This window comes from Pseudoselenomonas ruminis, from assembly GCF_008271295.1.
GTDB classification, from domain to species: Bacteria; Bacillota; Negativicutes; order Selenomonadales; family Selenomonadaceae; genus Selenomonas_A; species Selenomonas_A ruminis.
In genome coordinates this window covers 523,155-547,116 of the sequence record NZ_VTOY01000001.1, presented here as the reverse complement: position 1 = coordinate 547,116, position 23,962 = coordinate 523,155, and the positions used below count along the sequence as shown (strand labels likewise).

The window sequence follows — 23,962 nt, the reverse complement described above, 5'->3', positions numbered from 1 at the left end:
ATGAAAAAAATCGGGATGTTGTGTTGCTTATTGTTATTGTTGCTGCCGCTTCGCTTTGCCGAAGCAGGGCATTATCATAACGGCTTGTTCTTTTATGATGATGCGAATAATTACCTGCGCATAACCCATTACTCGGGTTCTGGGGTCGCTGACTTTGCCGATTTGACTTCGGCAACCAAAGTGCAGACAAACGACTCCGATACGATTTTTGTCGCTTGTGCGTATGAGTGGACAAAATCAACTCCGGTTCTTACCCCGCATGGATATTTCTATGTCTGGAAAAAACCGAATGGCACCTTCTTCATCAAGCATGCCGATACCGCGGATTACACAGGCGATTACTATCGTCTGCCGGATGCCTTCGCAAGAGAAGCACAATACATCGAAGCAAGTGCCTATAGAAATATGCGCAACAAAAATTAAGGTTAAAGGTTAAAAGGAAGTCTCATTAGGTTATGGAAAAGAAGTTTGACATCAATGAAGAGGGCTTTAGCATTCGCTGTAAGCTCTTTACCCGTGATAGTGATAAGACGGTGCGTACGTTTGATGATGTGGTTATCGTCACACATGGTTTTGGCAGTCACAAGGATACGGCCGGAACCGCTAATTTTGGCGAGCATATGGTGAACAAGTATAAAGGCTATGCGGTCATTGCCTTTGATTGGCCTTGTCATGGCGAAGATGCGCGCAAGAAACTGGAAATTGAGGAGTGCATGACCTATCTGCGGCTTGTGACGGCTTATGCGAAAACGGAGCTGCAGGCGGAGCGCGTCTACAATTATTCCACGAGTTTTGGGGCTTACTTGACGCTGCGTTATATGATAGAGCAGGAAAATCCCTTCGCCAAGATCGCTTTGCGCAGTCCGGCGGTTAATATGTTTGAATCCATGGACAAGCATCTTACTGAGGAAAATCGGACAAAACTGGCCAAGGGAAAAGAGGTTCAAGTCGGGTTCGAGCGCAAACTCAAAATTGATAACAGCCTGCTCGACTCGCTGAAGTCCTTTGATGTTCGCGAACAGGAATATTTTGATTTTGCGGATGATATGCTGATTTTGCATGGCACAAAGGATGAAATGATTCCGTTTGCGATTTCTCAAGAATTCGCGGAGAACAATGTCATTGAATTTATTTCTGTGGAGGGGGCAAATCATCCCTTCCAGAATCAGAATCATATGGCCTTGGCCATTGCAAAGATTGTAGAATTTTTTGGTCCGGAAACGTAAGAAAAGATAGGGGAATGAGCAAGATAACCTATGAATAGTTTGGATAAAAAGGAAGAAAAGGAACGCATCTTTAGCGAGCCGTTTGCCGAAATAGGTCCCAAAATGCATCTTTTATTGCACACGGGACAGTTGCTGATGGAAAATGGTGCCGATTCGGACCGCACCTTGCGGGATATGATGCGGGCGGCGTCCTTTATGGGAATCCCGAAAGACCGCATCCATCAGCATGTCATGTATACGACGCTGATGCTCAACGTCAACGATGACCGGCATTCCTATACGGAGTTTCGCAAATGCACCAAGCATGGCGTCAATATGACGACGCTTTCGGCAGTCAGCAAGCTGACCTGGCGAGCTATGGCGAAAAATTATTCGCTGCAGGACTTTGAACGCCAGCTCGATAACATCCGCAAGCTGCCACGCAATTATCCTGTGTGGCTGACGGCAATGGGGGCGGGCGCTGCCTGTGGCGGTTTCTGCAAACTCTTTGGCGGCAGTTGGCTGGATTTTTTGCTGACGGCTGTCTGCGCAATGTTGGGCTTTCTCATTCGCCGCGTCTGCTTGGGCTATGGATTTAACACCTACGCGGCAATTGCCATTACCTCTTTTGCGACTACGATGCTGGCCTGGTCCACGCAGTTTTTGACTGGAGGACTCAACTGGTATCCGCTGATTGCCTGCACGCTCTTTTTGGTGCCAGGCATTCCGCTTATCAATGCCGTGGACGATTTGCTTAATAACTTCATTGTTTCGGGTATGACAAGAGCCATGCATACGCTTTTGGTTGTCGGCTCGATGACTTTTGGCATTGTAATGGCCATCCGCTTGGGCGGTGTTACGGACTTTACGGCCGTGGGGCTGTCGGCGGCAGAGACTTCGTATATCTCGCAGGCTTTGGCGGCTGCGATTGCCTCGATTGGTTTTTCCATCATCTTTAACGTTCCGAAACGGCTGCTGCCTGTCGTGGGCATTGGCGGCATCATCACGGTACTGCTTCGCAACGTAACGGTGATGGAGTTGGGCTGGTCCCAGGCAGCTGGTTCATTCTTCGGGGCGGCCGTCGTCGGCGTCATCGCCTTGCGGGCCATTCACTGGTTCCATACGCCGAATATCATCATGACGATTCCGTCGGCGATTCCGATGATTCCGGGGGTTTTGCTTTATCGCCTGCTCTTTGCCTTGCTGAACATCCAGTTCATCACTTCGAGCGGTCTGCTCGATGGCATCCGAAGCGGCGTCGAGGCCATCATCATCATCATCAGTATTGCCGTCGGCGTGGCGATTCCCAATATTTTTATTCATCGCTACATCCAGGAGCGCAAACTCGAAAACGAACGGCGCCTGCTCGCCAAGCGTTATAACGAAGAATAAATTATATTATATGGAAACGAAAAGAATCCCTTTTGACAGGGATTCTTTTTTTGGTGGCGAAGTAATACATAACGCAAGCAGCAGTTTACATTTTCAATGCGAGTAAAGGACGTGATGATTATGGATAGCAGCAAGATACTAGGCAAGGGATTGACGATGGCGGTAATGGTTATGCTATTGGCCCATACGGCGATGGCCGCTGAGGCGGAATCAAAGGAGCAGCAGCCGGATAAGGAGCGCGCCGTGGAAGTCCAGTTGGAATATCTGGAGGGACGTTGGTTTGCCAGGCGCGACATCGACCTATATAATCTTCATGTCTACCGGCAGTATAAAAAGGTAAAGGACGTATCGTTTCACTACGGCCTAAGCGTGACGCGGCCGCTCGGCAAGACAACCGATGATGACATCGCCCGCGACTCCGAAGCCGTGGGGCTCGGGCCATCCTATATGATGCGCTGGGAGAAAAACTTATCGAAGAAATGGTCGGCCTCGATCGATGGGGCAGGTTCCATTCTCGCATATAATCACGCGCACCCGGCTAATGGCAGAGCCTTTGGTTTCTTATGGCGGATTGGGCCGCGGGTAACGTATCACTTCACGGCTAGTGATTCCGTAAGCGCCGCCTATCTCGTCCATCATGCCTCAAACGGCTTCAAAACGCATAACCCCGGCTATAACGGTGGTGGGTTGTCCCTTGGTTATCGTCATGCGTTCTAAGATTGACAAGTCAAAAGTCAAATCTTCGTGCCCTTATCGGATATGATATTCTTGCCCCCATTGGTCAACTTTTTGATAGAGCGGGGTGGGGACGTCATATTTTTTACCCAGGGCGACGATGCGGGAGACGAGACCGGAGAATTCGGAGGGCTTGCCCGCAAGCACGTCGCGCTGCATCGAGGTGCGCAGGCCGGGCTTGAAGGCATCAATCATTTTGAGGCCGGTTTCGACTAAATCGTTTTCCCAGATAATGCCCATAGCGTGGCCAATAGCGACGACTTCGCGGATAAGCCCCGTAAAGAAATCGCGCAGAGGGCCTTCGTGCTGGAAATCATCACTGACGGCCTCGAAATAGAGTCCGGCGGCGCCCATCGGGGAGACGAAGGCGAATTTCTGCAAGGCGTCCCGTTGGATATGTTTGGTAAAATGCGCATGAATGTCTGCGGCCTGCATGATTTGTTCCAGTTCCTTTGCCTTCGTGGACAGCCGGTCATCTTGTCCTGGGCGGAAGCCAAAGAATACGCGCAGGATTTTCTCGGGCTGGACGATAACGCCTGGTTCCTGGATTTTGGCGAAGATATACATACAGCCATCGAGACAAGTAAGGCCAGGCAGAGCCTGCTGCATGACTTCACCAGTGCCGAATACGTTTAGAATTGGCACGATAAGGGTATCGGCATTGGCGGTGCGGCGGGCAAGGGCAATGGCATCGTCGATATTGTAATATTTTACGCAGACGAGCATGACATCCGGCGTGTCGGTATACTCATCCATTGTGCAGGCTTTGGCCGGTTTTATAACGATATCCCCGCGGTGCTCTGTGCGGATGGTCAGGCCGTTTTGGCGGATGGCCGCCAGATGATTGCCGCGGGCGATAAACGTTACATCCTGTCCGTGGCTGGCAAGATAAGCACCTAACGTTCCACCGGTGCCGCCGGTTCCGACAATTGCAAATTTCATGATAAACCCTCCAATCTTTTGCTCATGTTTACATTGTAACAAATGGCTATAATCGGAGCAAGCAGCAGAAAATGTAACAGTTTTTCATTTTTTTCTCAGCAATATTTTGTTATAATTTAATGTATTGTATTTTACAAAGGTGGTTTTGCTATGCTTCGTTTTAACCAGTATTCCAGGCGGCCGGTGGGACGTCTTGGTTTATTGCAGATTTTATTTGGCAGCTGGATGATTTGGGAGAGCTTTATCCGCTTGCTGATCGCGCTGCGCTTTTATTCTGAGCTCTCATGGAGCCCGCTGGATTTATTGCGGACCTTTTTGCTCGGACTTGTCTACGATGCTTCCGCAGGCGTTTTTTTCTGCCTGCCGTTGGCACTTTTTTTGCTGTTGCCAGCAAAATTTCTCTCAGCTGGTTGGGGAAAACGGCTGGGGAAGGGACTGCTGTTCCTGCTGAATGGTTTCATGGTCAGTACAGGCGTGACACTTTTTTTCTACTTTCAGGAATTTCATACCAGCTTTAACTTCATTGCCGTTGATTATCTGATCTATTCCAGTGAAATGCTCGGAACGATTCAGGAATCTTTCCCGCTGGGTATCCTCGTACCTGTAATGCTGGTTACAACGCTTTTGATAACCTGGTGGCAGCTTCGCAAATTGACGTTTTTTCCGAGTCCCCGTGGCTGGCGCCAATTCGCTATGGCAGCCGGGCTGATGGTTTTACTGCTGCTGGTGGCGGCCGTCGTGCCGCAGTCGGCATGGCGTATGCAGGTAGCTGCGGACAAAATCAATCAGGAACTTGCCGGAAATGGCCCCTATGAATTTGTTCGCGCCTATTTTACCAACGAGCTCGACTATGATTCTTTTTATGCCAAAGCGTCGGATACGGATTCGCTTCGCCAGCGGCTGCGCAGTGAGGTAAAGGGGAACAACGAAGTCTTGCAGGGAGATCCCGGGGTAACCCGCCGGGTTGAGAATCAAAATGAACTGACGGGCAAAAAGCCCAATGTCGTGCTGATAACCGTCGAGAGTTTCAGTGCCGATTACGCGGGCTTTCTCGGCTTTGCCAACAGTCTGACGCCGAATCTTGATGAAGTCGCGCAAAACTCCTTGAGCTTTACCCGTCTTTATGCAACGGGAACGCGTACGGTTCGTGGTTTGGAAGCTTTGTCGCTTTCGGTACCGCCGACGCCGGGCCAATCCATCGTCCGCCGTCAGGACAATGGCAATATGGAAAGCCTGGGCGATGCCTTCCGTCAAAATGGGTACCAGACGGACTTCATTTATGGCGGTTATGGCTATTTTGACAATATGAATGACTTCTTTGCGGGCAATGGCTATACCGTAAAGGATCGCAACAATATCCCCGAAGAGGAAATCCATGATGAAACCGTTTGGGGCGTTCCCGATGAAATCCTCTTTGACCAGGTGGTAAAATCCCTGGATGAACATCAGGCAAAGGGCGAGCCGGCATTTGAGATGGTTCTGACTACTTCAAACCATCGGCCGTTCAAATTCCCCAAGGGCCGCATCGATGCACCGCAGGGCGTGCGCAACAGTGTCGTGCGCTATACCGATTGGGCTATCAAGGATTTTTTGGATAAAGCTTCGACGAAACCGTGGTTTGATAACACCGTATTTGTCATCGTGGCGGACCATCAGGCCTTAGCGGCCGGCAAGGCCGATTTGCCGATTAACCGCTATCATATCCCGTGCCTGATTTACGCCCCGAAACTCATCAAGGCCGGGCAGTGCAACCGCTTGATGAGTCAGATTGATGTGGGACCGACGCTTCTGGGGCTGCTCGGTATGTCCTATACGTCGCGGTTCTTCGGTCACGATGTATTCAATGTGCCGGAGTCTGAGGACCGCGCCTTCATCAGCACCTATCAGCTGCTCGGACTCGTGAAGGATGACCAGCTGACGATTCTCTCGCCGAATCAGGGCGTGAAATCGTATCGGATAAATGACTGGTCAACTGCCGATTATTCGCCGATTCCGACGAGTGACGAAATGCGGCAGCAGGCTATTTCCTGGTATCAGGGAGCGAATTTACTCTATCATGATGGCTTGTTGAAAACACCACAGCATAAGTAATAATAGAGGAGGCCGTAAAAGGTCTCCTTTTTACTATTCGGATTTGTTGTAAAATTAAGAATATCCATTGAAAAGGTGGCGGTTCCTGCGTTATAATAAATAACGTAACAAAAATAGTTAGAAAGGGTGGTTTCATGCAGACCATTGCACTTATTGCACACGATAAGAAAAAAGAAGAGATGCTCGATTTCGTCAGTCATCATAAGGACCTCCTCAAACACTTCCATTTGATTGCGACCCGGACGACGGGGACGCTGATTAACGAAAACTATCAGCTCGATGTGGAAACTATGATGTCTGGTCCGTTAGGTGGCGATCAGCAGATTGGTGCCCGCGTGGCCACCGAGCAGGTCGATTATGTCATCTTCCTGCGTGACCCGCTGACGTCCCAGCCGCACGAGCCGGATATCAATGCACTGCTTCGCCTCTGTGATGTTCACAATATCCCGTTGGCAACGAACCGCAAGAGTGCGCATATCCTGCTCCAGTATGCCGATAAAAAACTCAACGCCTAAAAGATAATATTTGTGTCAATTGTCAAGCGCGTTTATTTCAGTTTCTCTTTGACAAAAGTTAGTACCTGGTATAAAATTAGCATCAGGTACTAATTTTTGTGTCCAAAGAGAAAAGAGTGATAAAAATGCTTATTCATGATTTGATTTATCAAGGTGCGCCAGCTGATTTGGCCATTGTTGACCATGAGCGCCGTTTTACCTATAAAGAACTTCAGGATGCCGTAAAAGCCTGCCGCGACCGGCTTTATGCCTGCGGCGTTCATCAAGGTGACCGCGTGGGTATCTTTACGCGCAACAGTGCCGAATTTATCTTTGCCTATATGGGAATTACCTCGCTGGGAGCCATTGCCGTTCCCATCAACTTCCAGCTCAGCAGCCGCGAGATTGCCTATATCATCAAAGATGCGGGAATCCGGGTGATGCTGACGTATCAGCCGCTGAATCTCGTGGATGCGCTGGCGCAGTTGCGCTGCCAGCTCAAAGTGGCACAGTATGACATCCGTTCGATTGGTAAGCCGAAAAAGGGAATCGAGGAGGCACCGGAGCTTTCGGAGTATTTCAGCGCCGAAAATCCCTGCCAGATTATCTATACGTCGGGGACAACGGGCAATCCGAAGGGCGCTGTCATTTCTCATCACAATATCCTCTTCAACACGAAGCAGATTGACTATATGGGATGTAAGCCGGGACATAAAGCGCTTTGCGTACTGCCGATGTATCACTGCTATGGTCTTACCTGTGCGGTGTTTTATACGCTGAGCGTCGGAGCGGCAATCGTGATTCTCGATTCGTTCACACCGCGGACGACTATCAGCACGATTCGCGAGGAGGGCATTACCGAACTTTACATCGTGCCGTCTATTTGCAGCCTGCTGACCAAACTCGGCACGCCGGAGGATATGAAGAGCGTGCGGCTCGTAGTCAGCGCTGGTACGACCCTGCCACTGAAAATCCAGCAGGATTTTACCGCGAAATTCGGCTTGGATATCTGTGAGGCCTATGGTCTTTCTGAAACGGCGCCGATTGTTACGATGACGCCGCTGGGGAAGACCAAAGTCGGGTCCTGTGGTCCTGTGGTCCCAGATTTGCAATGGAAACTTATCGACGATGAAGGCGAGGAAGTTCCGCGCGGTGAAGTCGGTGAGCTCATCGTCAAGGGCGAAAATGTCATGCTTGGCTATTGGAATCTTCCCGATGTGACGCATGATGCCATGCGGGGCGGCTGGTTCCATACCGGTGATGTTGCCAGAGCAGATGAGGATGGCTATATCTACATCGTCGACCGCATCAAGGATATGATTATCAGCATGGGCGAGAACGTCTATCCCCGTGAAGTCGAAGAAGTGATTTATCAGTTCCCCGGCATTCATGAGGCGGCTGTCATCGGCATCGACGATAAACTGCGCGGACAGGCAGGCGCCTGCTTCTATAGCGTTCATGAAGGCGCGACGGTCAATATTCGTGAACTCAAGCAGTTCCTGCAAAATAACCTCGCTCTTTATAAGATTCCCCGGGAATTCCACCTCATGGAAAAATTACCGCGCACGACAACCGGCAAGATTGCCAAGAAAAAGATCCTGGCAGAATTTCAAAAGTAAATAAAAAAATAGTTCAAGCACTGCGACGATTCAGTTGCAGTGCTTGAACTGTTTTTGTGCGGGATTATTTAGTAGTCTGTGGACGAAGAAACGTGTCGTGTTTTATTCGTCGGAAGCCAGAAAGCGCATATAGGCGATGTTTGGCTGTTGTTTGTTCATGCTAAAGATAATCCGGCGGTTGCTTCGTGAACACCAGATACTTGATGTTGCCTCGTTTGAATTTGAAATAAGTTGTTGCGTTTCTGCCTCAGTAAGTCCAACGGCGCGCATGATAACATAACAGGATAGCAGATTGGCTTGAAAGGCATTTTTATCATCATCGAGCGATGCAACCGTTACTTTTGATACATAGCCAGCCCGGTTGGCATAGAGGGTCACCACTGCACCGTAGCGGCCGTTTTTCAGTCCGGTCATGTACGCGATATAATCGGCATCAGCACTCATGGTAATGCCTTTCGAGAGTGGTTCAAAAGAATTTGTATTATTGGAATCGGCAAAGGAGGCACGGAGTGCTTGGTTCATTTGTGAATAAAAGGCAGCAGGCGTTAAATCGGAAATTTGTACGAGTTGAGCATGCGTGACAGGAGTCATAACCGTAAAGAATAGAATGAACATAATAAAAATCCTGGTCATCAAATCATCTCCTTTAGCGTATCATTAAATTCAATTATAATTTTACTTAAAATTTAGTCATCTTGCAAGAAAAAGAAAATGAGAGGGCAGGAGTTTGTCCTTGCCATAGCGAAATGGAGACGCAAGCGATAAAGTCTGTTTGATAAGGATAGTGATGTTATGCAAGACGCGGAGTGCTTGTGGTCTCTTTGGATTGGGCAGGCAATGCGGGAGGTACAGCGAGGAAGCAGTGGGGCGGAATCGGCGGTGGTGCGTCTGGTAAATGGTCTGATTGACCAGTCAATTGCCTGGAGGGTCAGCGACCTGCATCTTGAACCGATGACCGGCGGGATGCGGGTAAGGTACCGGCGGGATGGTATCCTGCAGGAGGATGACCGAAAGCTGCCGAGGGGAGTAGAAGCAGCTGTTGTTTCGCGCATTAAGGTGATGGCGGGGATGGACATTGCTCAGCGGCAACGGCCACAGGATGGACATATTCGTTATGTGCGCGAGGGGCAGAAAACGCTAGATATTCGAGTGGCATCTATGCCGGTTACTGATGGCGAGATGATGGTTTTGCGCTTCATGAATCTTGAGGATGAGATGCTGAAGGTGTCAGAACTTGGCTTTTCGGAGAAGAATCGGCAAAAGTTTGAGAAGCTTATCCATGCGCCGGCAGGACTTCTGGTAATTTGTGGCCCGATGAATTCCGGTAAGACAACTTCGCTTTATGCAGCCATGAATGCTTTGAATGTGCCGGAATGCAGTTTGATTACGTTGGAGGACCCTGTGGAAAGGGAGCTTTCGGGAATTAATCAAGTACAGATGAATCCCAAAGCGGGACTTGACTATGTGACAGGCCTTCGGGCGGTTTTGCGGCAGGATGTCGAAAAGGTACTGCTCGGGGAGATTCGTGACGGCGAGACGGCAGAGATGGCGGTGCGCATCGCTTTGACAGGGCATTTGCTCATGACGACACTTCATACCGAGGATGCGACGGCCGTAATTTATCGTTTGCTTGATATGGGCGTTAAGCCATATTTGCTGGCAGCGACATTGTCGGGGATAGTAGCGCAACGGCTGGTGCGCTGCATTTGCCCGGAATGCCGCAGTTCGTATGTGGTCGAGGAGGGTTCCCGCGAAGCAGCGCTGCTCGGAGACTGTTATGAGCCGGGACTTGTACTCTGGCATGGCACGGGATGCAACGCTTGTGGCGGAACTGGTTATCAAGGGCGGATGGCACTACAAGAGGTGCTGGTCATGGACGATAGTTTGCGGCAGGCATTGCTTCATAAGTGCGAGCGGCAGGAGTTTTCCCGTATTGCCGCTGCTGGTGGAATGGAATCGCTCTGGCAGGATGGTATCCAAAAAGTAAAACAAGGGGTTACTACTTTGACAGAAGTCCGGCGTGTGCTTTACGGTAATTGATGGTCGCTTCGTCTAAAATTAGGAGGATGACAATGGAAATTTATGGGCATAATGTAATAACCTGGTATTTGGTGATTTTGAATGTGGTGGCCATATTGCTTTATGGCTGGGACAAGGTATGTGCTATTCGCAGCTGGTGGCGGGTGCCGGAACTGACACTTTTGCTTTTGGCATTAGCTGGGGGAAGCATTGGTGCGATGATAGCCATTCAGGTATTTCATCATAAGACACTGCATTGGAAATTTAAATATGGTGTGCCGCTGATACTTATCTTGCAGGTTGCAGGTTTGATGTATCTTTTTTGGCAGAATTGATGCGCACAGAAAGACAGCCATGCAGGTCCCTTGATTACCTGCATGGCTGTCGGCATCATAGTTATGGAATTTTTTGCTCGTAGTTATTGTTCGATGCTGGCTGGTTTCTGTGGGAGAAGTCCTTTGTAATGGAAATACATCCATAATTGCATGGGGACCATCAAAAGGAAGTAGACCGTAGCGATGGCTGTGAGCTCAAAGACGTCGAAAAGATGCATCACTAAGTTGTCCCACCACATGACGCCTAACCCTACGATGATAATGCCATCAAAGAGCAGCCAGCTCCAGGTTTTAAAACTCTTAGTTCCTTGCGTGAAGGGTGGATTTAATGAGGCAATGGTGGTACTGCCTGTCCGCTTTGCCCATTGGTCGTGTATTGACCAGCAGATAGAAAGTACGCTGGCAGTAGCAGTCAGCCAGATAAGGGAAACAATATATACAATGGCTACTATATGACTGAAATTGTGAATTTGTATCAGACCGTTATGGAACAGATAGATAAGTACGACCGCCTCAAGGATTATACCGAATTTGATGAATTTTAGCGAGGCATAATAGCAGGTGGCAAGAAAGGATAGTTCATCTGGCCATTCAATCAAAGGACTCTGCCAGCCCTCTTTTCGTGATTCCAAGTAAAATCCCACGGCCCCGGCAAATACAAACACCTCCATCTTATGCTGTTCATCGACGATGAATAAAGCCAGCAATACCAGCCCGATGTATATCAGATAGCGGGCTGAAGTCATAAAATTTTCGTCTTCATTCATTTTATCAACACCTCCAAAGCTATCGTAGCAGTTCATTTTTAAGCAGGGATAAAAATATGAGGAGAATAAAGTTAGAGGATTGATGATGACTATATTGTGCGGACAAGTCAGGAGTGATGATTATGCAGGAAATACAACAGGGAAAAGATGGTACGTATCGTTGGGTTTATGAGTTGAATTTATACACGAATCCAACGATATTTCTTTTGATCAGCAAAATATTCCTTGGCATTGGGCTGGCGATTTTTTTGTTTGTCGGAGGATTGGAGATACTAGAAGATGGTTTTGATTGGGAACGTCTGCTTGATTGTGCGGTTATGTTTGCTGTTTTTACGGTGGGTATGCTGATTTTGGCTGGCGTGGGTTACTTGGTCTATGCGTTTCTTATGGGCGGGAAATATTGTGTGTTATTTGAGATGGATGAGCGGGGCGTGAAACATACCCAGTTGCCGCATCAGGTGAAAAAAGCGCAGGTCATTGGTGTGCTGGCCGTTATGACAGGTGCGGCCGCAGGAAATCTCACTACAATGGGCTCCGGTCTGCTTGCGGCTTCGCATACGTATTTGTACTCTGAGTTTGCCAAGGTAAAAAGCATGGAAATCTTGCGGAAGCGAAATCTCATAAAGCTAAACGAACCGTTTAATTACAATCAGGTTTATGTCGATGCGGATAATTTTGATTTTGTGTTGAATTTTATTCAGGCAAGAGTGGGGAAAAATAATTAGAAAACATTAAAAAATACATTGGAAAAAAATTGACGGTATAGTAAGATAATAGTTGTGAACGATATGGAAGGTGGTATGAGCATGATAGACTTCAAGATTGGCCGCAGTGCAGCACGGCCAATTGATTCTGCTGTAGAAAATGCCTGTCAGGGAATGACAGATCCGAAATTTGTTTGGTTTACGACGACTGTGGAGACGTTCCGGGAGACATCGGAAAAGATGCACCAGCGGTTTCCTCATAGCATCGTCATGGGGACGACATCGATTGCGGCGTTCTCCCATGAAGGTATCTTCCATGATACGTTGGAAGTCCTGGCCATCAAGAGCGGTATCAACTGTGTGGCGGATGTGCTCGAAGAGGCGAATCACTGCCCGCTGAAATATGTCGGGCGCGTACAGGATGCTGTGCGTGCTTTGGGCAGCCACGGTAGCGGCGATACGATTTGCCTTACGGCGACGAATGGGTTGATTGCCTGTGAGGAATCGGTTCTGTCGGTGCTCAACTCCGTATTGCGTAAGGAAAATATCCCGGTCTTTGGCGGAACGGCAGGTGACAAGGGGCTTGCTGAGAAGACGTTCGTATCACTCAATGGCAAAGTCTATGATACGGCCTGCGTATTTGTGTTATTGCGCAATCTTGGCGGACGGATTCATCTCTATCGTGAGAATATCTACAAGCCTATCTGCGAACCGCTTACAGCGACGAAAGTCGATGCTTTCTCGCGCAAGGTCATGGCCTATGATGGCTGTCCGGCCTCGGAGATGGAGGCTAAGATGCATGACCTTACGGCATCGCAGATGGACCGCACGTTCCTCGACAGCAATCCGGTCGGGCGCATCATCGGCAAGGATATGTATATCATCGCCAACGATGACCTCGATAATGATCGGCAGACCATGAAGTATCATGCGCGCATTTATGAGAACGACCAGATTGTCATGCTGCAGCCCGATGATTACCGTCAGGTCAATCAGGCGACTATTGCACGGATTCGCCGCGATGTTCCGCAGCCGTCGCTTTCAATCATGGTCAACTGCCTGGCACGGACGCTGCTCTTCAAGAGCGAAGGGTATGCCGATGAGTTCTTCCGCAGCATGGGAACGGCGCTGGGCAGCTATATCGGCTGGGGCGGCTATGGTGAGCAGATTTACGAACAGCACTTCAACCAGACGATGATTGCGGCTGTATTCGAGTAAGGAGGAACGGGCATGGGATTTTTTAATTTTGGTAAACCAAAAGAGCCGCTGTATAATCAGCGGGCAAAAGAAAAAGCATTGGCAAAAGAAACGGCTAAACCAGTTGCACAGGCCAGAGTTCCTCAGCCTGCTGCATCATCGCATAAGCCAGCAGCGGCGAGCAACGATAAGCAGCTGGCCTATGGTATCGAATATCTGGACACGCGCATGAATGAACTCACTGAGGCTGAGGCTGGCATTGCGGAATACATTCGCAAGATGAGTGAGACGTATGCGGGAATCGGTCAGGTCAATGAAGATTTTTCGTCGCTCAATGAGAACTTCAACAATTTGAATGACTATGCGCAGCATATTTCGACAATCATGCAGGAATCGCATGAAGTAGTCAGTGTTGCTGGCTCGGAAGTTGGCGAGCTGTCGGTCAAGACGCAGGAAATCGAAGAAAAACTCGACAGCATCATGCTGGTATTCAAGCAGCTCGAAGAAAACTTTGATAACATCAATAAAATGTCGGAAGGCATCGAGGGGATTGCCACGCGTACCAACCTGTTGTCGCTCAACGCCTCCATCGAAGCTGCACGGGCTGGTGAGGCGGGCCGCGGTTTCAGTGTCGTAGCAGAAAATATCCGCGAGCTGGCGGCGTCGACGAAAGGCATGGTCGAAGGCATCGATACCAATATCCGCTCGCTGCGTCAGTCGCTTTCGAACCTCAATACGGTCATTGAGGAAACGAAGGAAAAGGCGGCAGAAAATGCAGTATTTGTCGATCGCGTGCAGGCAAGTTTTGCTGATGTAGCGAAAAATACGGAAAGCGTAAACAGCTATAGCAGCAAGATTGCAGCGGGCATCCATAAGACCAGTGATATGATGGGCAGCGTGACCGACGGCACGAATTCCGTCGGTGGACTCGTTACCTCAATGCGCCAGAATATCCAGGGCCTCAAAGAACTCATGAGCGAAAAAAACGTGATAGCCTGTAGTATGATTGACTTCTTGCGGCAGGTCAAGGTACTGCTCAAAGACCGGCATTAAGGATTAACAAAACAACTTCGTATGAGGTCAGGGTATAAAGAAAGCACTTCCGGTTGGAGGTGCTTTTTTTCATGCAGGTATTTGCTTGTGTATGTAGAAGAATGTACAATATCTTAAATATTCTAAGTGATAGCCAGGAGTCAGGGGGATATCTACATCATGACGAATCTATCTTTTCCATATTCGTCTGAGGATGCGCATAATGGCGTGCTGTGTATGGTGACGGATGAAAAACATGTAACTTATGATGGCAAGTCGTATTCCTTGTCTGCTTTGGCGACTATGTTTACTAATAGCAAGTGGTCAGTAGCTGGCCCAAGATATTTTAAGTATAACGGGGAGTGGCTGATGGATGTTCGGACTCGGTTGGGGGTATAAATATGGGCGATGACATAAGGTGGCAGGATTTTATCAATAAAGCAATCGAAAAAGAAGCGTCGGATATTCATTTGACCGTAGGCCAGCGGCCGCATTTGCGCTGTGATGGTGTCTTGGTGCCTATGGATGACCGCCCGCTGACGGAGCAGTTTATGTCAGAGTTCTGTTCGGTCATTATGAGTGAGGAACAGAGGGAGCGGCTAGTAAGGGAAAAGGATATTGACTTGTCATGGAGCTTTGCGGGGCGGCGGTTTCGTGTCAATGCTTATTATCAGCAAGGGCACCTTGCGCTTGCTATCCGCTTGCTGCCGGAGAGGATTCCGAGCCTCGCGGAGATTGGGGCGCCTAAGGCGTGGCAGAAGATGCTGACGCTTGAGCAGGGGCTTATCTTAGTGACGGGCCGGACGGGCTCGGGCAAGACTACGACGCTGGCGGCGTTTATTGAGGAGCTGAACCGTGAGAAATCGTATCATATCATCACATTGGAAGACCCGGTGGAGTTCCTTTATGAACCAAAGCAGTGCTTTATCAGCCAGCGGGAATTGGGCCGCGATTTTTTTTCGTTTTCGCAGGCTCTTCGCAGTGCGCTGCGTGAAATGCCAGACGTCATTTTAGTTGGCGAGATCCGCGACTGTGAAACGATGAAGACGGCGCTTATGGCAGCTGCATCGGGCGCGCTGGTGCTCGGAACGCTGCATACGTTATCAGCGATGGAGGCTGTTACGCGCATAGAGGGCATGTTTCCGTTAGACCAGCAGGATTCGATCCGGGCACAGATCGCTGAGGTGTTGGTTGGCGTTTTCGCCCAGCGGCTGCTGCCCTGTTTGCGTGGTGGCCGCGTGTGCATGGCAGAGGTGCTGCTCACGAATCCAGCGGTGCAGAGTCTTATCCGTCAAGGAAAAAACAGTCAGTTGGAATCGGTGATGATGAGTCATCAGGCACAGGGGATGCAGACAGAAAAGATGGCCCGTGAACAGCTTTACCGGGCGGGACTTATTACGCGGGCGATGGGGACGGAGTATCGGCAGGTCCGGATAGGAGGCTGAGAGGATGGCGGCATACGCATACGAAGCGCGGAATCGCAGCGGCGAATTGTTCACTGGCAAAATAAAAGCCGCCTCACGACGAGAGGCGGCACATCAGATTCGGGCCAAGGGCTTATGGGTGGCCAGTTTACGGGAGCTGGAACAAGCAAAGCCTGTAACGAGCAGGCAGGAGATAATTCGTTGGCATTCGAATCCGTCCCGGCTGGAAGTGGTACTTTTTTGCCGCCAGCTGTCGGTGATGCTTTCTGCCGGGCTGCCAGTTCACGAGGCCTTGCGCTCGTTGTACCAGCCAGCGGGCAAGGGGGCATATCAGCAAATGCTTGGCAGGCTTTTGACGGACGTTAAGCAAGGGAAGTCTCTGCATGGGGCAATGCAGGGATTTCCGCAGGTGTTTTCGCCACGGATTATCCGTATGGTCCAGGCAGGAGAGGTGGCAGGGTCGCTTGAGGTCATGTTCCTGCGGCTGGCGGATTTCCTGGAGAAATCGTTCGCAGCTCGTGAGAAGTTGAAGTCGGTATTGCTTTATCCACTTATCTTGGGGGCAACGGCTTTGTTAGCGATTTTGGGACTGACGGTTTTCGTTCTGCCAACGTTTGCGTCATTGCTGACGGATTTCCGGGCAGAGCTGCCACTGCCGACTAGGTTGCTTTTGCAATTGTCGGCAATAATCCAGCAGGATGGTGTGCTGGTGCTGACGCTAATTGGCCTGCTGGTATTGACGATGGCAGTGGCTTGGCAGCAGCCGTCGATTCGGCTGCACCTTGATGCGTGGCGGCTGCGAATCCCACTTTATGGGCAGTTGATTTGTTATGCGGAGTGGCAGATGCTTTTGGGGACGCTGGCGGTGCTGCTCGAGAATGGAATCTGCCTGCATGAGGCGCTGAAGCTGCTGCCGGAAGTAACTACTAACTACTATTTGCGCCAGGTTGTTTCGTCGGCGGGGGTTGCGGTGGAGCATGGAACGATGCTATGGAAGACTTGGCATTTGTGTGATGCTTTTCCAACTGTTTTAAAGGAAATGGTTATGGCCGGCGAAAATTCCGGCCAGTTGGAAGGTATGCTGGCAAAAGGCGCGGGGCTTTGTGCTGTGATTGCAGAAAATGAATCAAGACGGCTGCAAGCGCTGGCGGAACCCGTGGCGATTTTTATCGTCGGCGGATTGGTATTCTTTTTTGCCCTGTCGGTGCTGCTGCCATTGCTCGGAATGATGGAAGCCCTGTCGTAAGATGGGGCTTTTAGTCTTTTTGCTTGATGTGGTTTCCCATATAGCGGTAATAGGTTTCGCGCATTTCTTTCCGGCTTTGGGCCGCTGGCCAGAGCTGTCCTAATGCTCCCTGACGCATGCCGGCGGCAAGGTGGTCGTAGCAGTCGGGGATTGACTGGTCAAGTTTGGCGATGAGCTCTTTTACCGTTTGACGGCTGGTATTGCCATCGTGGGGGCAGGGATTTTTGACCGGGTCAAAGCCGTGGAATTTTTGCGCGTCAATGATTTCCTGTTCGCGGAAATAGACGAGCGGACGGATGACGGTGATATCGGTGCGGTCAAGGTAGGTAACCGGCGTAAAGGTATGCAGCTGCCCTGAGTATAAGAGTCCCATAAAGAAGGTTTCAACGGCGTCGTCGTTGTGATGGGCATAGGCGATTTTTTTGATGCCGTGCTCGTTAGCATAGCGGTTCATGGCTCCGCGGCGGAAAAAGGCACAGGTAAAGCAGGGGCTTTTGTAGCTGGTCTCAGCCATAGCTCCTTCGATATCGACATCGATGACGTCGTAGGGGATGCCGATTTCCTGCATGAACGCGCGGGCGCGGTCGATATCAAAAAAAGCGGGTTGTCCGTTTTCGTCTTTAAACATCGGATTGATGGTCAAAGCGGACAATTCGAATTTTTTATGTAACCGCTGCTGGAGAATTTTCATGGCATAGGCGAGGAAAATGCTGTCCTTGCCGCCCGAAATCCCGAGCAGGATATGGTCGCCGTCCTGAATCATATCGAATTCGACAACGGCGCGCAATAATTTGCTGAAATAGGACTGGGGAAGATTTATTTTCATAAGATACCTCGATTTTCTTTGCTAAAAAGGAATAATAGGTTTATTATAACGGATAAGGTCTTAGATTACAAAGGAGGAACTTATTGCGGGATGAATAGTCGTAATATATTGGCTGTTATCATGATGGCTTCGTTTCTTACGCCCTTTTCCGGCAGTGCGTTGATTCTTTCCCTGCCAGCGATGGGGCGGGAGTTTCAAGTCGGGGCGGACACGCTTAGCTGGGTGATTGAGATCTATCTAATTACCTCGCTGGTCTTTTTACTGCCAATGGGAAGGGCCGCTGACCGTTGGGGAAAGGTGCGCGTGTTTGAACTCGGCAATTTTCTGTTTATGTTGTTTTCCTTTTTGCCCGTGCTGTATGATTCGTTCGCGCTGCTATTGTTGGCGCGCGGTCTTCAAGGGCTGGGGTCTTCGATGATTTTTGCTACGAGCACCTCGATTCTTGCCGATGCGTATCCGGGGAAGAATCGCGGCAAGGCCATGGGCTGGATGGTTTCGGTCGTCTATGCTGGGCTGTCGTTTGGACCGGTGATTGGCGGTTTTATGAATGATGGCCTTGGCTGGCGGAGTTTGTTTTTCTTCATGGCCTTTTATGCCGGGCTGGTTTTGGCAGTGGCCATGAAGGTGTTAAATCCTTTGGCACATCGAGTAAAGAAACCGGTGGGAAATATGCCAAAGATTTCGTGGAAGCTCTTTGCGGATAACCGGGAGTTTTCGCTCTCGTGCCTTACGGCGATGCTCAATTACAGTGCGACGTTTGCCATCAGCTTTCTGCTGTCGCTATATTTGCAAAGCGTGCTTGATATCAGTGCGAAAATGACCGGGTTTATCCTGCTGACGCAGCCGGTGCTCATGATGGTGTTGTCGCCGTTAACGGGCGCGTTGTCGGACCGTAAACCGGCATCGCTTTTGTGCTCGATTGGCATGGGAATTATTACGATTGGGCTTATGACTTTGGCTGTGCTCGTCTATTGCCGGTCGCTTTGGCTGGTTATTCCGAGCATCATGGGAATCGGCGTTGGCTTTGCCTTTTTTGCCGCGCCCAACAATAACGCGATTATGAGTTCCCTGCCGCGGGAGTATTACAACATGGCGTCATCGCTTTTGAGTACCATGCGCATGAGCGGGCAGGTGCTCAGTATGGCGCTCGTTACGGTGATTCTTTCGCTGGCTTGGCAGGAGCTTTCGCCGGTCGAGATGCTCACCCGCAATATCGTGATTTCGTTCTTATTCTTTTCGGTACTTTGCTTTGCCGGTGTTATTCCGTCCTTGTTGCGTGGGAAAACGTCAAAAGGGCTTTACAGGTGAGTAGTTGCGTAGTATCCTAAAGTGGTCTTTGTGGAAAGGGGATATTTATGCGCTTAATTCACTGGGGATACCAGTTATCACCATTTCAGATTATCATGCTGAGTTTCTTGCTGCTTATAGCTATCGGGACATTCGCGCTGATGCTGCCGGTGGCGACGAAGAGCGGCCAGTCCGCTCCGTTTTTGACGGCGCTATTTACGACGGTGTCGGCTGCCTGTGTGACAGGCCTCACGCTGGAAAATACTGCGCTTTATTGGTCAGGATTCGGTCAGCTTATCATTCTGCTGCTCATACAAATCGGCGGCCTCGGCGTCGTGACAATGGCGGTGGCGATTGTCATGGCGTCGGGGCGCCGCATCGATTTGATGCAGCGCAGTACGATGCAGGAGGCAATCGCTGCGCCGCAGCTCGGCGGTATCGTTCGCATTTTGCGCTTTATTTTGAAGTTTACGCTTTTGGTCGAGGGACTGGGGGCGGCGATACTCTTTCCAGTTTTTGCACGGGATTACGGATGGATAAATGGCCTGTGGATGGCATTTTTTCATTCGATTTCGGCTTTTTGTAATGCGGGCTTTGACCTTATGGGAGAACATGGCGGCGGTTCGCTGATGGGCTATGCCAGTGACCCCTGGGTCAATCTGACGATAATGGGCCTCATTGTGGCGGGCGGTCTTGGCTTTATCACCTGGGCGGATATCCACTGGAATGGGATGCGGTTTTCCCGTTACCGGCTGCAGTCGAAAATTATTTTGCTGATGACGGCGGGGCTTATTTTTGTTCCGGCAACGCTGTTTTTCTTTTTGGAGTTTCAGGATTTCCCCGAAGAGGTTCGCTTGTTTCAGGCGCTGTTCCAATCGGTTACGGCCAGAACGGCCGGGTTTAACACGGTGGACATCAATCTGCTCAGCGAATCGGGGCGGCTGCTATTGGTGGTGTTGATGTTAATTGGCGGCGCCCCCGGATCGACGGCTGGCGGCATCAAGTCGACGACGGCGTTTGTACTGCTGACGTCGGCGTTTGCTTCGCTGCGGCGCAAGCGGGATGTGACGTTCTTTTCCCGCCGCATTGCCGATGAAACAAATGAGCAGGCCTTGACGATTTTTTTGATGTATTTGCTGCTGTTCGTTGGGAGCAGTTGGCTCATCAGTGTAGTGGATGGCTTTTCGCTTGTGGACTGTATGGTCGAGACGTCGTCAGCGCTCGGTACGGTTGGGCTCTCCATTGGTCTGACCGAAAAGTTGTCGGCTTTTTCCCAGCTGATCCTGATTATGCTGATGTATTTTGGCCGCGTCGGAGCGCTGACGATGATTTATGCGCTGAATAAGCGAAGTATTCCCGTTACGGGGCGTCTGCCCCAGGAGAAGATTACCGTCGGATGACGGCAGGAGGTTCTCATGAAAAAATCTGTATTACTGATTGGTCTTGGCCGTTATGGACGGCATGTAGCCCAGGAACTTTACCAAATGAAGCACGATATCCTGGCGGTAGATAAGGATGAAGAGCGCGTCAATATGGTGCTGCCCTATGTGACGAATGCGCTGATGGCCGATAGTACGAATAAAAGTTTCCTGGAGTCGCTCGGAATCCGCGATTTTGATTTGTGCATTGTGGCCATTGGCGATGATTTCCAGAGTTCGTTGGAGACGACCTCTCTTTTAAAGGAACTCGGGGCAAAATACGTCGTTGCCCGTGCCTCGCGGGGCATTCACGAAAAATTCCTGCTGCGCAATGGCGCTGATGAGGCGGTTTATCCCGAAAAGCAGCTGGCCAAGTGGACGGCTATCCGCTTTGGTTATGACCATATTCTGGATTATTTCCGTTTAAGCGACCGCTATGCCGTCTACGAATTGCCGATTCCAGCGGAGTGGGATGGCAAAACGCTCGGAGAGCTTCAGGTTCGCAAGCATTATCATGTCAACGTCCTCGGCATCAAGAAGGCGGGCATACTCGATGTGGAGATAACGGCTGAGACCACGATGAACCAAGAGGATACGGTGCTCGTAATCGGCAAGCGCAACGATTTGGAAAAATATTTTCATATTTAAATGAGATGGGGAACGATGGAAAAGAATCTGACATCTGGCAGTGTGCTTCGTAACATTTTCGTGTTTGCCCTGCCGTTTTTCTGCTCTTATTTTTTGCAGACGCTCTATGGCATGGCCGATCTCTTTATCATCGGTCAATTTGAAGGGGCGGCCAGTATCACGGCGGTTTCCATTGGCAGTCAGGTCATGCACATGATTACGGTCATGCTCGTGGGGCTGGCCATGGGCACGACGGTTATGATTGCCCAGGCTGTCGGGGCGCGGAATAAGCGCAGTGTCCGGGCATCGATTGGCAATACCATCACGCTGTTTTTTCTCGTGTCGCTGGTACTAGCGATGCTGCTGGTATTTGGCACGGAGCCCATCACCCGCCTTATGTCGACTCCGGCGGAAGCGGTTCCGGGAACTTGTGAGTATCTATTCGTTTGTTTCCTCGGGATACCCTTGATAACGGCGTACAACATCATAAGCAGCATCTTCCGCGGTCTTGGCGATTCCCAATCGCCGATGTACTTCGTGGCTATCGCCTGCGTTGGCAATATTCTGCTCGACTATCTGTTTATGGGATACTACCGGCTGGGGCCGGTCGGAGCCGCCTATGGTACCCTGATTGCGCAGGGCATCAGTGTGGCGCTGGCACTGTTATACGTTGGGCGGAAAAAGGTCATTGCGATTGAGTGGCCGGATTTGCGCCCCCAGCGGAAAGTCATGGGAAGGCTCCTGCGCATCGGTATTCCGATTTCGCTGCAGGACGGATTCATCCAGATTGCCTTTCTGGTCATCACCATTATCGCGAATATGCGCGGGCTTACGGATGCCGCCGCGGTCGGCATTGTGGAAAAGTTCATCAGTTTTGTCTTCCTGGTGCCGTCTTCGATGCTGGCTACGGTGTCAGCTCTGGGCGCGCAGAATATCGGGGCAGGCAAGATGATTCGCGCCCGCAGGACGCTTTGGTATGCGCTCGATATTTGCATCGTCTTTGGCCTGCTGGTTTCACTGATCACGCAGTTTACGGCGGATGAAATTGTCGGTTGTTTTACCCAGGAACCGGTTGTTATCGCGGCAGGAGCCCTGTATTTGCAAGGCTATATCTTTGACTGCATCTTTGCCGGAATACATTTTTCCTTCAGTGGTTTTTTCTGCGCGCTGGGCCGATCGGAGTTTTCGTTCCTGCACAATCTGATTGCCATCGTTACGGCGAGGATACCGCTGGTTTGGCTGGCGTCTAACTGGTATCCCGACACACTTTTTCCGATGGGACTGGCAACCTGTGCTGGTTCGGTGGTTTCGGTGGTCATCTGCGTGTTCTTCTTCTGGCGGCTGAAAGGCTGGGGGACAAAACAGCGCGCTTTTTCGTTGTTGAAATAATGATATAGGGGATAGAAAAATGGTAAAAGAAATTGTCCGTGATGAGTTTTTCCTGCAACAAAAATCGGCCAAGGCAACCAAAGACGATATTGCCGTGGCCCAGGATCTCTTGGATACGCTCGCGGCGCATCGCGAGGGCTGTGTCGGCCTGGCAGCTAATATGATTGGTGTTGCCAAATGCGTTATTGCCGTAAATCTTGGCGATACGGATATCGCCATGTTGAATCCAGAGATTGTAAAGCATTCGGCCAAAAGGTACAAGACGACGGAAGGCTGTCTGTCGCTGGTTGGGGAGCGCGAAACGGAACGGTTCGAGACGATAGAGGTCAAATATCGCGATATGAACTTTGCAAAGCAAAAGGCAAAGTTCAGCGGCTTTACGGCACAGATTATCCAGCATGAAATCGACCATTGCCAGGGAATTTTGATTTAACTGGTGACCACCGCTTGCGAACCGGCCGGGGAGCGAGTAGAATCAAGATATTGAATGCAGCATCCGTAAAAGAAGGGAAGTAGACAAATGAAAGCAATGGTACTCAGCAGCGGCGGCGTGGACTCCACGACGGCCCTGGGGCTCGCAATAAAAAAATACGGCAGGGAAAATGTGATTGCCCTGTCGCTTTCGTATGGACAGAAACACGAAAAGGAAATTGAAGCGGCCAAAAAAGTTGCCGCCCACTATGGCATCGAGCAGCTTTTCTTGGACCTCAGCAAGATATTCCAGTACAGCAACTGCTCGCTCTTAAAGCAGTCGGATGAAGAAATCCCTGAGGAAAGCTACGCTGAGCAGATAAAAGAAACGAAGGGCGAGGCACCGGTCAGCACCTACGTGCCGTTCCGCAACGGCCTGTTCCTGTCGACGGCAGCCAGCATTGCGCTCAGCAAAGGCTGCGGCATCATCTATTACGGCGCGCATGCGGACGACGCCGCTGGCTTTGCCTATCCCGACTGTTCGCCAGTCTTTAACGATGCAATGAATAAAGCCATCTGGGAAGGTTCGGGCCATCAGCTCAAGATTGAGGCGCCGTTTGTCAACATCAACAAGGCCGAAGTCGTGAAAATTGGCCTTGAACTCGGCGTGCCCTACGAACTTACTTGGTCGTGCTATGAGGGCGGCGAAAAGCCCTGTGGCAAATGCGGCACCTGCATCGACCGCGCCGCCGCCTTCCGTGCCAACGGCGTCGAAGACCCGGCCAATCGCTGAGGATGCGGT

Annotated in this window: 24 protein-coding genes; 20 read left to right on the top strand and 4 right to left on the bottom strand. The window is 50.3% G+C overall.

Annotation, left to right across the window (positions count from 1 at the left end; genetic code table 11):
- From FZ040_RS02410 to FZ040_RS02395, 4 genes are all read left to right on the top strand, one after another.
- Complete coding sequence (locus FZ040_RS02410) at positions 1–423, top strand: hypothetical protein (protein WP_149170529.1); 423 nt, start codon at positions 1–3, stop codon at positions 421–423.
- Positions 424–455: 32 nt separating this feature from the next.
- Complete coding sequence (locus tag FZ040_RS02405; RefSeq protein ID WP_149170528.1) at positions 456–1,226, top strand: alpha/beta hydrolase; 771 nt, start codon at positions 456–458, stop codon at positions 1,224–1,226.
- Positions 1,227–1,256: 30 nt separating this feature from the next.
- Positions 1,257–2,597, top strand: a complete 1,341-nt coding sequence (locus tag FZ040_RS02400; protein ID WP_149170527.1) for a threonine/serine exporter family protein — start codon at positions 1,257–1,259, stop codon at positions 2,595–2,597.
- Between the two features lie 120 nt (positions 2,598–2,717).
- Positions 2,718–3,314 carry an acyloxyacyl hydrolase gene (locus FZ040_RS02395; protein ID WP_255448701.1) on the top strand — a complete coding sequence of 199 codons (597 nt, stop codon included), beginning with the start codon at positions 2,718–2,720 and terminating at the stop codon, positions 3,312–3,314.
- A 33-nt stretch (positions 3,315–3,347) separates the two neighbouring features.
- Here the strand turns inward: FZ040_RS02395 and FZ040_RS02390 are convergent, their stop codons facing one another.
- On the bottom strand, positions 3,348–4,274 hold the full coding sequence (locus FZ040_RS02390; RefSeq protein ID WP_149170526.1) for a ketopantoate reductase family protein: 927 nt from the start codon (positions 4,272–4,274) through the stop codon (positions 3,348–3,350).
- 150 nt (positions 4,275–4,424) lie between these two features.
- Here FZ040_RS02390 and FZ040_RS02385 point away from each other — a divergent pair, with 150 nt between their 5' ends.
- From FZ040_RS02385 to FZ040_RS02375, 3 genes are all read left to right on the top strand, one after another.
- Positions 4,425–6,365 carry an LTA synthase family protein gene (locus FZ040_RS02385; protein ID WP_149170525.1) on the top strand — a complete coding sequence of 647 codons (1,941 nt, stop codon included), beginning with the start codon at positions 4,425–4,427 and terminating at the stop codon, positions 6,363–6,365.
- Positions 6,366–6,499: 134 nt separating this feature from the next.
- A complete protein-coding gene (locus FZ040_RS02380) occupies positions 6,500–6,880 on the top strand; it encodes a methylglyoxal synthase (protein WP_149170524.1) in 381 nt (126 codons plus the stop codon).
- A 125-nt stretch (positions 6,881–7,005) separates the two neighbouring features.
- Positions 7,006–8,478: a class I adenylate-forming enzyme family protein gene (locus FZ040_RS02375; protein WP_149170523.1), complete on the top strand. Its 1,473-nt coding sequence runs from the start codon at positions 7,006–7,008 to the stop codon at positions 8,476–8,478.
- Between the two features lie 102 nt (positions 8,479–8,580).
- Here FZ040_RS02375 and FZ040_RS02370 read toward each other — a convergent pair whose 3' ends face one another.
- Positions 8,581–9,111 (bottom strand): hypothetical protein, encoded by a 531-nt coding sequence (locus FZ040_RS02370; protein WP_149170522.1) that lies wholly within the window; start codon positions 9,109–9,111, stop codon positions 8,581–8,583.
- Between the two features lie 159 nt (positions 9,112–9,270).
- Here FZ040_RS02370 and FZ040_RS02365 point away from each other — a divergent pair, with 159 nt between their 5' ends.
- Both FZ040_RS02365 and FZ040_RS02360 read left to right on the top strand, forming a co-directional pair.
- The gene (locus FZ040_RS02365) at positions 9,271–10,518 is read left to right on the top strand and encodes a GspE/PulE family protein (RefSeq protein WP_149170521.1); all 1,248 of its coding nucleotides are present in this window, start codon (positions 9,271–9,273) and stop codon (positions 10,516–10,518) included.
- Between the two features lie 32 nt (positions 10,519–10,550).
- Positions 10,551–10,832, top strand: a complete 282-nt coding sequence (locus tag FZ040_RS02360) for a DUF1294 domain-containing protein (protein ID WP_149170520.1) — start codon at positions 10,551–10,553, stop codon at positions 10,830–10,832.
- A gap of 83 nt (positions 10,833–10,915) precedes the next feature.
- Here FZ040_RS02360 and FZ040_RS13920 read toward each other — a convergent pair whose 3' ends face one another.
- Positions 10,916–11,599 carry a hypothetical protein gene (locus FZ040_RS13920; protein ID WP_187620207.1) on the bottom strand — a complete coding sequence of 228 codons (684 nt, stop codon included), beginning with the start codon at positions 11,597–11,599 and terminating at the stop codon, positions 10,916–10,918.
- A 116-nt stretch (positions 11,600–11,715) separates the two neighbouring features.
- Between FZ040_RS13920 and FZ040_RS02350 the strand changes: the two genes are divergently transcribed.
- The 5 genes from FZ040_RS02350 to FZ040_RS02330 all read left to right on the top strand — a co-directional run bounded on the left by FZ040_RS02350 (position 11,716) and on the right by FZ040_RS02330 (position 17,202).
- Complete coding sequence (locus FZ040_RS02350; protein ID WP_149170519.1) at positions 11,716–12,324, top strand: hypothetical protein; 609 nt, start codon at positions 11,716–11,718, stop codon at positions 12,322–12,324.
- Between the two features lie 81 nt (positions 12,325–12,405).
- Positions 12,406–13,521 carry an FIST signal transduction protein gene (locus tag FZ040_RS02345; protein ID WP_222930930.1) on the top strand — a complete coding sequence of 372 codons (1,116 nt, stop codon included), beginning with the start codon at positions 12,406–12,408 and terminating at the stop codon, positions 13,519–13,521.
- Positions 13,522–13,533: 12 nt separating this feature from the next.
- Positions 13,534–14,553 (top strand): methyl-accepting chemotaxis protein, encoded by a 1,020-nt coding sequence (locus tag FZ040_RS02340; protein ID WP_149170518.1) that lies wholly within the window; start codon positions 13,534–13,536, stop codon positions 14,551–14,553.
- Between the two features lie 380 nt (positions 14,554–14,933).
- The gene (locus FZ040_RS02335) at positions 14,934–15,977 is read left to right on the top strand and encodes a type IV pilus twitching motility protein PilT (RefSeq protein WP_149170517.1); all 1,044 of its coding nucleotides are present in this window, start codon (positions 14,934–14,936) and stop codon (positions 15,975–15,977) included.
- Between the two features lie 4 nt (positions 15,978–15,981).
- Positions 15,982–17,202, top strand: coding sequence for a type II secretion system F family protein (locus FZ040_RS02330; RefSeq protein WP_149170516.1), 1,221 nt, complete (start codon positions 15,982–15,984; stop codon positions 17,200–17,202).
- A gap of 10 nt (positions 17,203–17,212) precedes the next feature.
- Here FZ040_RS02330 and FZ040_RS02325 read toward each other — a convergent pair whose 3' ends face one another.
- Positions 17,213–18,028, bottom strand: coding sequence for a tRNA 2-thiocytidine biosynthesis TtcA family protein (locus FZ040_RS02325; RefSeq protein WP_149170515.1), 816 nt, complete (start codon positions 18,026–18,028; stop codon positions 17,213–17,215).
- A gap of 90 nt (positions 18,029–18,118) precedes the next feature.
- Here FZ040_RS02325 and FZ040_RS02320 point away from each other — a divergent pair, with 90 nt between their 5' ends.
- From FZ040_RS02320 to queC, 6 genes are all read left to right on the top strand, one after another.
- Entirely contained in the window at positions 18,119–19,336 is a 1,218-nt protein-coding gene (locus tag FZ040_RS02320; protein ID WP_149170514.1) for an MFS transporter, read from the top strand.
- 47 nt (positions 19,337–19,383) lie between these two features.
- Entirely contained in the window at positions 19,384–20,715 is a 1,332-nt protein-coding gene (locus tag FZ040_RS02315; protein WP_149170513.1) for a TrkH family potassium uptake protein, read from the top strand.
- Between the two features lie 15 nt (positions 20,716–20,730).
- The gene (locus FZ040_RS02310) at positions 20,731–21,381 is read left to right on the top strand and encodes a potassium channel family protein (protein ID WP_149170512.1); all 651 of its coding nucleotides are present in this window, start codon (positions 20,731–20,733) and stop codon (positions 21,379–21,381) included.
- Positions 21,382–21,396: 15 nt separating this feature from the next.
- On the top strand, positions 21,397–22,749 hold the full coding sequence (locus tag FZ040_RS02305) for an MATE family efflux transporter (protein ID WP_149170511.1): 1,353 nt from the start codon (positions 21,397–21,399) through the stop codon (positions 22,747–22,749).
- Positions 22,750–22,768: 19 nt separating this feature from the next.
- The gene (locus tag FZ040_RS02300) at positions 22,769–23,182 is read left to right on the top strand and encodes a peptide deformylase (protein WP_149170510.1); all 414 of its coding nucleotides are present in this window, start codon (positions 22,769–22,771) and stop codon (positions 23,180–23,182) included.
- Positions 23,183–23,269: 87 nt separating this feature from the next.
- Complete coding sequence (queC, locus tag FZ040_RS02295; protein WP_149170509.1) at positions 23,270–23,953, top strand: 7-cyano-7-deazaguanine synthase QueC; 684 nt, start codon at positions 23,270–23,272, stop codon at positions 23,951–23,953.
- Positions 23,954–23,962: the final 9 nt, after the last annotated feature.

What these genes read in the sequence shown, in the direction of transcription:
- FZ040_RS02385 (WP_149170525.1), top strand. Translation starts at nt 4,425, where the DNA reads ATGCTTCGTTTTAACCAGTATTCCAGGCGGCCGGTGGGACGTCTTGGT.
- FZ040_RS02360 (WP_149170520.1), top strand. Translation starts at nt 10,551, where the DNA reads ATGGAAATTTATGGGCATAATGTAATAACCTGGTATTTGGTGATTTTG.
- FZ040_RS02315 (WP_149170513.1), top strand. Translation starts at nt 19,384, where the DNA reads ATGCGCTTAATTCACTGGGGATACCAGTTATCACCATTTCAGATTATC.
- queC (WP_149170509.1), top strand. Translation starts at nt 23,270, where the DNA reads ATGAAAGCAATGGTACTCAGCAGCGGCGGCGTGGACTCCACGACGGCC.
- FZ040_RS02395 (WP_255448701.1), top strand. Translation starts at nt 2,718, where the DNA reads ATGGATAGCAGCAAGATACTAGGCAAGGGATTGACGATGGCGGTAATG.
- FZ040_RS02405 (WP_149170528.1), top strand. Translation starts at nt 456, where the DNA reads ATGGAAAAGAAGTTTGACATCAATGAAGAGGGCTTTAGCATTCGCTGT.
- FZ040_RS02300 (WP_149170510.1), top strand. Translation starts at nt 22,769, where the DNA reads ATGGTAAAAGAAATTGTCCGTGATGAGTTTTTCCTGCAACAAAAATCG.
- FZ040_RS02305 (WP_149170511.1), top strand. Translation starts at nt 21,397, where the DNA reads ATGGAAAAGAATCTGACATCTGGCAGTGTGCTTCGTAACATTTTCGTG.
- FZ040_RS02350 (WP_149170519.1), top strand. Translation starts at nt 11,716, where the DNA reads ATGATTATGCAGGAAATACAACAGGGAAAAGATGGTACGTATCGTTGG.
- FZ040_RS02380 (WP_149170524.1), top strand. Translation starts at nt 6,500, where the DNA reads ATGCAGACCATTGCACTTATTGCACACGATAAGAAAAAAGAAGAGATG.
- FZ040_RS02325 (WP_149170515.1), bottom strand. Translation starts at nt 18,028, where the DNA reads ATGAAAATAAATCTTCCCCAGTCCTATTTCAGCAAATTATTGCGCGCC.
- FZ040_RS02400 (WP_149170527.1), top strand. Translation starts at nt 1,257, where the DNA reads ATGAATAGTTTGGATAAAAAGGAAGAAAAGGAACGCATCTTTAGCGAG.
- FZ040_RS02390 (WP_149170526.1), bottom strand. Translation starts at nt 4,274, where the DNA reads ATGAAATTTGCAATTGTCGGAACCGGCGGCACCGGTGGAACGTTAGGT.
- FZ040_RS02375 (WP_149170523.1), top strand. Translation starts at nt 7,006, where the DNA reads ATGCTTATTCATGATTTGATTTATCAAGGTGCGCCAGCTGATTTGGCC.
- FZ040_RS02365 (WP_149170521.1), top strand. Translation starts at nt 9,271, where the DNA reads ATGCAAGACGCGGAGTGCTTGTGGTCTCTTTGGATTGGGCAGGCAATG.
- FZ040_RS02410 (WP_149170529.1), top strand. Translation starts at nt 1, where the DNA reads ATGAAAAAAATCGGGATGTTGTGTTGCTTATTGTTATTGTTGCTGCCG.
- FZ040_RS02370 (WP_149170522.1), bottom strand. Translation starts at nt 9,111, where the DNA reads ATGACCAGGATTTTTATTATGTTCATTCTATTCTTTACGGTTATGACT.
- FZ040_RS02320 (WP_149170514.1), top strand. Translation starts at nt 18,119, where the DNA reads ATGAATAGTCGTAATATATTGGCTGTTATCATGATGGCTTCGTTTCTT.
- FZ040_RS02340 (WP_149170518.1), top strand. Translation starts at nt 13,534, where the DNA reads ATGGGATTTTTTAATTTTGGTAAACCAAAAGAGCCGCTGTATAATCAG.
- FZ040_RS02310 (WP_149170512.1), top strand. Translation starts at nt 20,731, where the DNA reads ATGAAAAAATCTGTATTACTGATTGGTCTTGGCCGTTATGGACGGCAT.
- FZ040_RS02345 (WP_222930930.1), top strand. Translation starts at nt 12,406, where the DNA reads ATGATAGACTTCAAGATTGGCCGCAGTGCAGCACGGCCAATTGATTCT.
- FZ040_RS02335 (WP_149170517.1), top strand. Translation starts at nt 14,934, where the DNA reads ATGGGCGATGACATAAGGTGGCAGGATTTTATCAATAAAGCAATCGAA.
- FZ040_RS02330 (WP_149170516.1), top strand. Translation starts at nt 15,982, where the DNA reads ATGGCGGCATACGCATACGAAGCGCGGAATCGCAGCGGCGAATTGTTC.
- FZ040_RS13920 (WP_187620207.1), bottom strand. Translation starts at nt 11,599, where the DNA reads ATGAATGAAGACGAAAATTTTATGACTTCAGCCCGCTATCTGATATAC.